The organism is Microcoleus sp. AR_TQ3_B6, from assembly GCF_036702785.1.
In the GTDB taxonomy this organism is placed as follows: domain Bacteria; phylum Cyanobacteriota; class Cyanobacteriia; order Cyanobacteriales; family Microcoleaceae; genus Microcoleus.
Map to the genome: position 1 here is coordinate 1 of NZ_JAUBVJ010000157.1, position 8,870 is coordinate 8,870.

Genomic DNA, 8,870 nt, shown 5'->3' on the forward strand with positions numbered 1-8,870 from the left:
CCTTCTTCCTTCTTCCTTCTTCCTTCTTCCTTCTTCCTTCTTCCTTCTTCCTTCTTCCTTCTTCCTTCTTCCTTCGTTAACACCCATGACAACTCCAGAAACGCTTTTCAGCAAAATCATCCGCAAAGAAATTCCCGCAGACATCGTTTATGAGGACGACTTAGCCCTGGCGTTCAGAGATATCAATCCGCAAGCACCGGTCCACATCCTCGTCATTCCCAAACAGCCTATTGCCAAATTAGCCGATGCCGAGTCGGAAGATCATGCTCTCATGGGACACCTGCTGCTGACTGTCAAGCGGGTAGCAGAACAACTCGGACTTAGCAACGGCTATCGCGTCGTCATTAATAGCGGCAGCGACGGCGGCCAGACTGTAGACCACCTCCACCTTCACATTCTCGGCGGACGGCAGATGAAGTGGCCCCCAGGCTAAAGCCTAATTTCTACGCAGAACTTGCAGACTCATCCTCAGAAACCCGGTTGATTTCTATTGCCCAGCGCTTCAGAAACCGGGTTTCTTTTTTCGTCAATAAACCCGGTTGATTGGCTCTTATTGAGAATGCAGCCCGTGAAGCGAAGCTATCCCGTAGGGAATCGCACTAGAAACCGAGTTGTCAGTATTCTCCCGATAAAAATTTACCCTCGCAGCATCCACCGATTATATGTGAATAAATATTAAAAATCATCTCTTCAAGACCTAATTAAGAGATATTTAAATAGAAAGGAGCTCGACCTGAACAAAAAAAAATCCTCTAACTGCTGAACCAAGCGACAGACAATAGATTCAGTTCTTCAGGTCGCTATATTTAACCTGTTTGGTGTGTAATATTACTTTGTAAAAAACTACAAATATTTACGAAAAATTAAGTAATTGTAAAAGTTTGTAAAAAGTTTAAATTGTCAGCAGAAATCCCTTGGCAAACTAGAGTGAAGGGTGTTACTAATATAAGCGTGGGTTCTCCCCACAACGAACCTTGAAAATTCAATTAAGCAATCATAAACCAAATGACAACAACCGTACAGCGTCGCGAAAGCGGCAACGTTTGGGAACGGTTCTGCGAGTGGGTAACTAGCACCGATAACCGCATTTATGTAGGTTGGTTCGGCGTCTTGATGATTCCCACCTTGCTGAGCGCCACCGCGTGCTACATCATCGCCTTCATCGCTGCTCCTCCTGTGGACATCGACGGCATCCGCGAACCAGTTGCAGGTTCCTTAATGTACGGCAACAACATCATTACTGGTGCTGTTGTTCCTTCATCGAATGCGATCGGGCTTCACTTCTACCCCATCTGGGAAGCTGCTTCCTTAGACGAATGGTTGTACAACGGCGGCCCCTACCAATTGGTAGTGTTTCACTTCCTGATTGGCATTTTTTGCTACATGGGTCGTGAATGGGAATTGTCCTACCGTTTAGGTATGCGTCCTTGGATCTGCGTCGCTTACTCTGCACCAGTTGCAGCAGCAACCGCAGTATTCTTGATTTACCCGATCGGACAAGGCAGCTTTTCTGACGGTATGCCCTTGGGTATCAGCGGCACATTCAACTTCATGATCGTGTTCCAAGCCGAGCACAACATCCTGATGCACCCCTTCCACATGTTGGGAGTTGCTGGTGTCTTCGGCGGTGCTCTGTTCTCCGCCATGCACGGAAGCTTGGTAACATCTTCTTTGGTTCGGGAAACAACCGAAACTGAATCTTTGAACTACGGTTACAAATTCGGTCAAGAAGAAGAAACCTACAACATCGTTGCAGCCCACGGCTACTTCGGTCGTTTGATTTTCCAATACGCGAGCTTTAACAACAGCCGTTCTTTGCACTTCTTGTTAGGTGCCTGGCCAGTTGTCGGTATCTGGTTTACCTCTTTGGGTATTTCCACGATGGCGTTTAACTTGAACGGTTTCAACTTCAACCAATCGGTTATCGACTCGCAAGGTCGCGTCATCAACACTTGGGCTGATGTCATCAACCGCGCTAACTTGGGTATGGAAGTAATGCACGAGCGCAACGCTCACAACTTCCCCCTCGATTTGGCCGCCGGTGAAGTCACCCCAGTAGCAATGATTGCTCCTTCCATCAACGGCTAATTTAGCTTTTGATTTAACAAAAAGCGCTCCTAGAAATAGGGGCGCTTTTTGTTTTGGCAAGTAGAATTGGATAGATTTCCTTCTGTTAAACTCGTTAAATCCCATACACGGCGCGTTGCCCAGCTTCCTTCTTCCCGATCGATCTGATATATTAATTAGGAATTATTATTTTTGGCAATCATCAAAGTGGCGATATTTAACAGGCACAAATTTGCAAAACTCGCGCTTCATAAATCCAAAACATTAGCCTGGGCGATCGCATTTTTTAGCGGCATTTTGATGGCATTGACAACCGCACCAGTAAATGCTTGGCTATTGGCTTGGGTAGCCCTAGTTCCCCTCTGGATTTTGGTTGTTAGTTATCAAAGGCCTCTTCAAGAAGTAAAACAACCCAAATTCTTCCTTCTTCCTGCTTCATTCTTCATTCTTCCTTCACTCTGGGGAATTGGCTATCACGGATTAGCTTTATCTTGGATTATGGGAATTCACCCGATGACTTGGTTGGGAGTTCCTTGGTGGCCGAGTTTGGCGATCGCACTTTTTTGCTGGGCATTCATCACCCTCTGGGGAGCCGCCTTAGTCGCCGTTTGGGCGTGGTTATTTGCGATCGCAATTTCCAAAATTAGTGGCACAGGCATCTTGCCTGTGATTCCCCAAAAAATTAGTGGCACAGGCATCTTGCCTGTGATTCCCCAAAAAATTAGTGGCACAGGCATCTTGCCTGTGAGTTCCCAAAAAATTAGTGGCACAGGCATCTTGCCTGTGAGTTCCCAAAAAATTAGTGGCACAGGCATCTTGCCTGTGATTTCCCAAAAAATTAGTAGCACAGTCATCTTGCCTATGATTCGCGTTTTAATTGGCACAGCTTTGTGGTGCGCCTTAGAAAGTAGTTGGAGTACAGGTTCGCTGTGGTGGACATCTCTATCATATACGCAAAGCCCGCACAACTTAGCAATATTGCACCTCGGTCAACTCTCCGGACCCAGCGCAGTAACAGCCGCTATTGTAGCAGTAAATGGCTTAATCGCCGAAGCTTTTATTGAAGGAAGAAGCAAGAAGGAAGAAGCAAGAAGGAAGAATTGGATTGCTTATATTTTGCCTGCTAGTTTGTGTTTAGTTTTGCATATTGCAGGATGGAGCTTATACAACCGCCCTTTAAATCAAGAAGCTGAAACCGCTTTAAAAATTGGCATTATTCAAGGCAATATTCCTAACGAGATTAAGTTTGATTCAGGGGGTTGGAGGCGCGCTTTGGAAGGTTACACCACTGGATACAAACAGTTAGCAGACAGGAAAGTCGATGCTGTGTTAATTCCAGAGACAGCTTTGCCTTTTATCTGGACAAACGAGTATCAACGTTCTACTCTTTCTTTTTACCAAGCTATTCTCGATCGGGGCGTTGTGGCTTGGGTGGGAGGATTCGGGCAGCAAGAGAATAGTATCACTAACAGCTTATTGGCGATCGATCGCACTGGAGAAATTATCGGCCGCTACGATAAACTAAAGCTAGTACCTTTAGGCGAATATATCCCTTTTTACGAAATCTTAGGCGGGATTATTAATCGGCTTTCTCCCTTAGATGCTCATTTAGTATCCGGCAATTCTAAACAATTCTTTGATACGCCCTTTGGCCGCGCCATTGTCGGAATTTGTTACGATTCCGCCTTTGCGGAAATTTTCCGATATCAGGCGGCGAATGGAGGCGAATTTATGATCGCCGCTTCCAACAATGCCCATTACAAACCGCCCATGTTGGCTCAACATCACGCTTTAGATGTGATGCGGGCAATTGAGACAGATAGATGGGCAGTTATCGCAACTAATACGGGTTACTCTGCTTTTGTAAATCCTCGCGGCGAGACGGTTTGGAAGTCGCGAATTAATACCTATGAAGTCCGAGATGCTACCATTTATCGGCGGCAAACTCGGACTTTGTACGTGCGGTGGGGAGATTGGCTGACGCCTTTATTGTTACTATTGGCTGGGTTAATGCGGTTTATTGTTAAAAATTAATCAGCAGGTTATACCATTTTAGATTTTCCATACCGATCGAAAATCTAAAATTTAAAATCTAAAATAGATTGGCTGGGTTAATGCGGTTTATTGTTAAAAATTAACCAGTAGGTTATACCATTTTCTGTTTTCGATACCCATCTCAAATCTCAAATCTAAAATCTAAAATAGATTGGCTGGATTAATGCGGTTTATTGTTAAAAATCAACCAGTAGGTTATACCATTTTAGATTTTCGATACCAATCTAAAATCTCAAATCTAAAATCTAAAATGGATGGAATGAATCTACTTATCTTTCACGCGCCCGTGAATGCTAGGAGATAAAGAAATTAAATCGCCGATATTGCGCTGCATGGTAGCACAAATGCTGTCCAAAGGCAAATCATTCGTATCGTGCTGGAAGGGATTTTCTATTTCAATGCCGATTTCTTCAATGCCGAACAAAGTAAAACTAATTAAAGCTACAACTGGGCCGGTTCCCCAAGCCAAATCATTCACCATTTGAAAGGGCAGTGCCAAACAGTAAAGCAACAATAGTTGTTTCAGGTGAATCGCGTAAGCCAAAGGGATAGGCGTCTTCAAAATCCGCTCGCAGCCGCCTAATACATCAATCATAGAGTTGATCAAGTCCTTCATACCAATTAACTGATAAACATCGAGGCAATTGCGCTCGTACTGCTCGTGCAAGTAATCCTCAATCCAAAAGGCAATTTCTAGCGGCGGATTGTTCATTGATTTGAGCTTTTGGTACTGTGCTGGGGACATTAACGGCTCCAATTCTGGATTTACTGCTTCTTGCCGCAAGTGCAGTTTCATTGCCACTGCAAATGCAGGTAACAGGCGCAGGGCTGACTTTTTGAGTTCGATATCTTCCGGGTCTTTTTCCTCAATTGATACCCAGATTCGGCGCGCCAAATTGCGGACGTTGTTGATTAACATTCCCCAAAATTTTCGACCTTCCCAAAATCTATCGTAGGCTGTATTTGTCCTAAAAACTAACAGTAAGCCCAGGACAATACTCGGTACAATACTCGACAAAGTGGGCAAGGAAACCGGCCACTTAAAAAAGTGCAGTAGGGAAATAAAAACTCCAAAGCCACCGCACAGCAAAACGCGGGGCAAAATTGACGGAATCACAGACATCCGAACCTGTAATGCACTTTTAAACCACGGCGGTCGATCGCCACTCATGCAAGTCTCCTCATTAAATTAGTAGTCTGCGCCCTAGGGCGGGCAGCGCAAATGCCTGCTACACTTAGTTCTTCGGCTCCCGCCAGTCGATTTGAGATTCGAGATTTTAGATTGACTCGACAGATAAATCTGGCGCGTTTGAACTTTGGTCTAAAATTTTTTGGTCTCTACGACTGCTGTCGGGGGCTGGTATCAGTATTTGGGTGCGGTGAGAGCTTCCGAAAAAAGCTTTCCTACAACCAACCTTTGGATTTTACCCAAAAAACTAATCTTTAGGATCGATCTAAAATCTAAAACCTAAAATCTAAAATCTAAAATTGATTGACTGAGCCAATTAATTCGGTAAGATTAATCATGTATCTTTAAACCTCAGCTTCCGTGCAAGAGCTACCGACATCTGTGCCCCCGCATTTTCACCGATTGCCAAACCAACGGTGGCAAATTTATTCGCCTCAACCACAGCAAGCCGAGCAGTTTGCCACTGAAATCGGTTTGTCGCCCTTGCTGGCACAGGTACTGATTAACCGGGGCATCGCTTCTGTTAAAGAAGTGCAAGGGTTTATCGAACCGGAATCTCTGGTTTTGCCCGCGCCAAAGGATGAGTTTCCCGATTTGGCTGCGAGTGTCAAACTGTTGCGGGAGGCGATTTCGGGAGGGCAAAAAATAGCGATTTGCGGCGACTACGATGCTGACGGGATGACGAGCACGGCTTTGTTGCTGCGAGCTCTCAGGGCTCTGGGCGCGAATGTGGATTATGCTATTCCGAGCCGGATGCGAGAAGGTTATGGGATTAACGATCGCATTGTAGAAGAATTTCACTCGGAAGGTGTCGCTCTCATTCTCACGGTTGACAACGGAATTGCAGCCTGCGGCCCGGTTGCCAGAGCGCGAGAACTCGGTGTCAAAGTTATTATTACAGACCACCACGATTTGCCGCCAAAACTGCCGCCGGCCGATGCTATTCTCAACCCAAAATTAATTGCAGAATCTTCGCCTTATCGCGGCTTGGCTGGCGTAGGCGTTGCTTATGTTTTGGCGATTACTTTGGCGATCGATCTGCAGAAAGTGGGGGGGTTGGTGAATCCGCTGCTGGAGTTATTTACTTTAGGAACTATTGCGGATTTAGCGCCTTTGACTGGAGTTAACCGCCGCTGGGTAAAGCGGGGTTTGCGGCTGCTGCCTCACTCGCAATTGGCGGGTGTTCAGGCTTTGATTCAGGTGGCAGGAGTCCAGCCGGAAAGTGCGGAAAGTCCCTCTATTCTTAACTCGCAAAATAAAACTAAGAATTCCTTAAAGCCTGAAGATATTGGTTTTAGGCTCGGACCCAGGATTAATGCTGTGGGGCGGCTGGCTGACCCTCAAATTGTGATAGAGTTGCTGACGACGGACGATCGCGAATTGGCTCTCAAAAACGCGATGCAGTGCGAACAAATCAATCAGCGCAGGCAGGAGTTGTGCCAGGAAATTGAGCAGGAAGCCATCGCTTGGTGCGAGAAAAGTGAGCTCGACTTGCAGCAAGAACGAGTTTTAGTTGTCGTGCAGCCCGGTTGGCACCACGGGGTGATCGGGATTGTAGCTTCTCGGTTGGTGGAACGCTACGGCGTACCCGTTTTTATTGGTACTTTTGAGGATGAGGCTGTAGGGGCGGTGCCCCCGTGCCCGCCCGCTAAAATTGTGCGGGGTTCGGCGAGGGGAATTCCTGAGTTTAATGTATTTGACGGGCTGAATTTTTGCGCGGATTTATTAACTAAATTTGGCGGACACAAAGCGGCTGGGGGTTTTTCTATGCCGGCCCAGAATCTCGAACAATTCCGCAATCAACTGTCTATTTTTGCCAATCAATGTTTGCAGCCGGAACACCTAAAACCCCTGGTTTCAGTAGATGTGCGAGCGGATTTGGCTGAGATTAATCTCGACCTTTACCGACAAATTGATGCTCTGGAACCTTGCGGGATTGAAAATAAGGCTCCTGTATTTTGGACGCCTAATGTTTGCATAACTGAACAGAAAATTGTGGGTAAAGGAGGTCACGTTAAACTAACTGCAACTCACGATGGAAAAGTATCGGCTAGTGTGAAGGCGATTGCTTGGCGTTGGGGGGAATATTTTCCTTTGCCTCGGCGGGTTGATATTGCTTACCGATTGCGGGAAAATAGTTTTAATGGCAAGACATCGGTGGAGTTAGAATTGTTGGGTGTCCGGCTGCCGGCAGGTGCTGCTAGTTCCAGGCCGCGGATGTTTGGAAAAGTTGAGTTTGATTACTGCGATCGCACTTATTCTTGCAGTCTGTCTCCCGCCGGATCGAGCCAGGAATTGAGAATTCGCAACTCTCAAGGGCAAGTTTTGGCTGTGGCACCCGGACAAAACATCGGTTTGTTAGGCAACTCTCGCAAAGATGCTAGAGAAGTCGATGTATCTCTACCTTTTTTTGAGAATTTGATTCAAACTGCTAAACACGCCCTGGGTATTTGATAACTCGGTATTTGATAACAAAGCTCGTGCAAAGCGAGAAAATTGGCGATCGAGCGTTGTGAATTTTGCATAATTTAAAATTCATAACTCCCAACTCTCGATCGCCCGGAGCGTGCTATAATTACAGGTCGCCGCCTCTAGCTGCCAGCAGAAAAATCACGATCGGGCCCGAAAGCACCACTGCTGCGAGTAAAGCTACCTGAACAATGAGTTGGTAGTTTACACCGCCGAGCCCGCTGAAAAGATCGGTTATAAAGTCCATGTGTCCTCCTGACTGTAGTGATTAAGTCTAGATTGTTGAATTAGAAAATCCGCTTCTGATTTTACCGGGCTATCGTCCCAATTTTTTAAGGAACTTTACAAAATTCAACAAAATGTAAACTACGAGCAACCTCCCAGTCACAGGAAGGGACTTGATGCCCCTTGCTTTGAAAGTGCCCTAATCTACAATCTCAAATCGCACCGCCCCTTCAGGATCGCGGGCCTCCGGCGCTGGCAATTGATATACTTGAAGAGCCCCAATCTCCTAAAGTTTGGCATTTTTCACATTATGCTGCGAATCTAAAATCTCAAATCTAAAATCAAACTATGGCTACTTGGCGTTGCGTAAAGCAGTGCGGTGCTTGTTGTTACCTCGACCCAACAGAGCGCCCTGACTTAGACGAGTATTTATCCACAGAAGAATTAGCGCTCTACTTGAGCTTAGTCGGAGAGGACGGTTGGTGTATAAATTTTGACAAAGGGACGCGAGAATGCGGAATTTATGCCGATCGACCGCGCTTTTGTCGGGTAGACTCAGAAGTGTTTCAGGATATGTACGGCATTGAGCCGGCCCAATTGAACGATTTCGCGATCGAGTGCTGCCTGGAACACATTGAAGATCTTTATGGCGATCGATCTTTGGAAATGATCCGCTTTAACTCTGAAGTCGGAATCCTCGCCTTACCGAAAAATTGGGTTTAAAGCCCCGTCCTTCTAGGACGGCTTTCTCTTTAAATACTATAGCTTAAGAAGCGATGCAACGTTTTTTAAGCTATAGTAAATAGAGGAGGTGATGCAAGTGTTTAGTCTGACATACGAATACAAACTCAAACCCACATCAGCG

The 8,870-nt window shown here is 46.0% G+C and carries 7 protein-coding genes; 5 read left to right on the plus strand and 2 right to left on the minus strand.

What is annotated here, in order from left to right; all coding sequences use genetic code 11:
• Positions 1–85 precede the first annotated feature (85 nt).
• From QUB56_RS35585 to lnt, 3 genes are all read left to right on the plus strand, one after another.
• A complete protein-coding gene (locus QUB56_RS35585; protein ID WP_332961071.1) occupies positions 86–433 on the plus strand; it encodes a histidine triad nucleotide-binding protein in 348 nt (115 codons plus the stop codon).
• A gap of 572 nt (positions 434–1,005) precedes the next feature.
• Positions 1,006–2,088, plus strand: a complete 1,083-nt coding sequence (psbA, locus tag QUB56_RS35590) for a photosystem II q(b) protein (RefSeq protein WP_332961072.1) — start codon at positions 1,006–1,008, stop codon at positions 2,086–2,088.
• Between the two features lie 186 nt (positions 2,089–2,274).
• Positions 2,275–4,101 (plus strand): apolipoprotein N-acyltransferase, encoded by a 1,827-nt coding sequence (gene lnt / locus QUB56_RS35595; protein WP_445243445.1) that lies wholly within the window; start codon positions 2,275–2,277, stop codon positions 4,099–4,101.
• A gap of 286 nt (positions 4,102–4,387) precedes the next feature.
• Here lnt and QUB56_RS35600 read toward each other — a convergent pair whose 3' ends face one another.
• Entirely contained in the window at positions 4,388–5,293 is a 906-nt protein-coding gene (locus QUB56_RS35600) for a bestrophin family ion channel (RefSeq protein ID WP_332961073.1), read from the minus strand.
• Between the two features lie 378 nt (positions 5,294–5,671).
• Here QUB56_RS35600 and recJ point away from each other — a divergent pair, with 378 nt between their 5' ends.
• Complete coding sequence (gene recJ, locus QUB56_RS35605; RefSeq protein ID WP_332961074.1) at positions 5,672–7,765, plus strand: single-stranded-DNA-specific exonuclease RecJ; 2,094 nt, start codon at positions 5,672–5,674, stop codon at positions 7,763–7,765.
• 121 nt (positions 7,766–7,886) lie between these two features.
• Here recJ and psb30 read toward each other — a convergent pair whose 3' ends face one another.
• Positions 7,887–8,027, minus strand: coding sequence for a photosystem II reaction center protein Ycf12/Psb30 (gene psb30 / locus QUB56_RS35610; protein WP_332961075.1), 141 nt, complete (start codon positions 8,025–8,027; stop codon positions 7,887–7,889).
• A gap of 326 nt (positions 8,028–8,353) precedes the next feature.
• Between psb30 and QUB56_RS35615 the strand changes: the two genes are divergently transcribed.
• Entirely contained in the window at positions 8,354–8,728 is a 375-nt protein-coding gene (locus QUB56_RS35615) for a YkgJ family cysteine cluster protein (protein ID WP_332961076.1), read from the plus strand.
• The last annotated feature ends 142 nt before the right edge of the window (positions 8,729–8,870 follow it).

Bases quoted from the DNA above. Each gene is read 5' to 3' on its own strand.
- QUB56_RS35585 (WP_332961071.1), top strand. From the start codon at position 86: ATGACAACTCCAGAAACGCTTTTCAGCAAAATCATCCGCAAAGAAATT.
- psbA (WP_332961072.1), top strand. From the start codon at position 1,006: ATGACAACAACCGTACAGCGTCGCGAAAGCGGCAACGTTTGGGAACGG.
- QUB56_RS35600 (WP_332961073.1), bottom strand. From the start codon at position 5,293: ATGAGTGGCGATCGACCGCCGTGGTTTAAAAGTGCATTACAGGTTCGG.
- psb30 (WP_332961075.1), bottom strand. From the start codon at position 8,027: ATGGACTTTATAACCGATCTTTTCAGCGGGCTCGGCGGTGTAAACTAC.
- QUB56_RS35615 (WP_332961076.1), top strand. From the start codon at position 8,354: ATGGCTACTTGGCGTTGCGTAAAGCAGTGCGGTGCTTGTTGTTACCTC.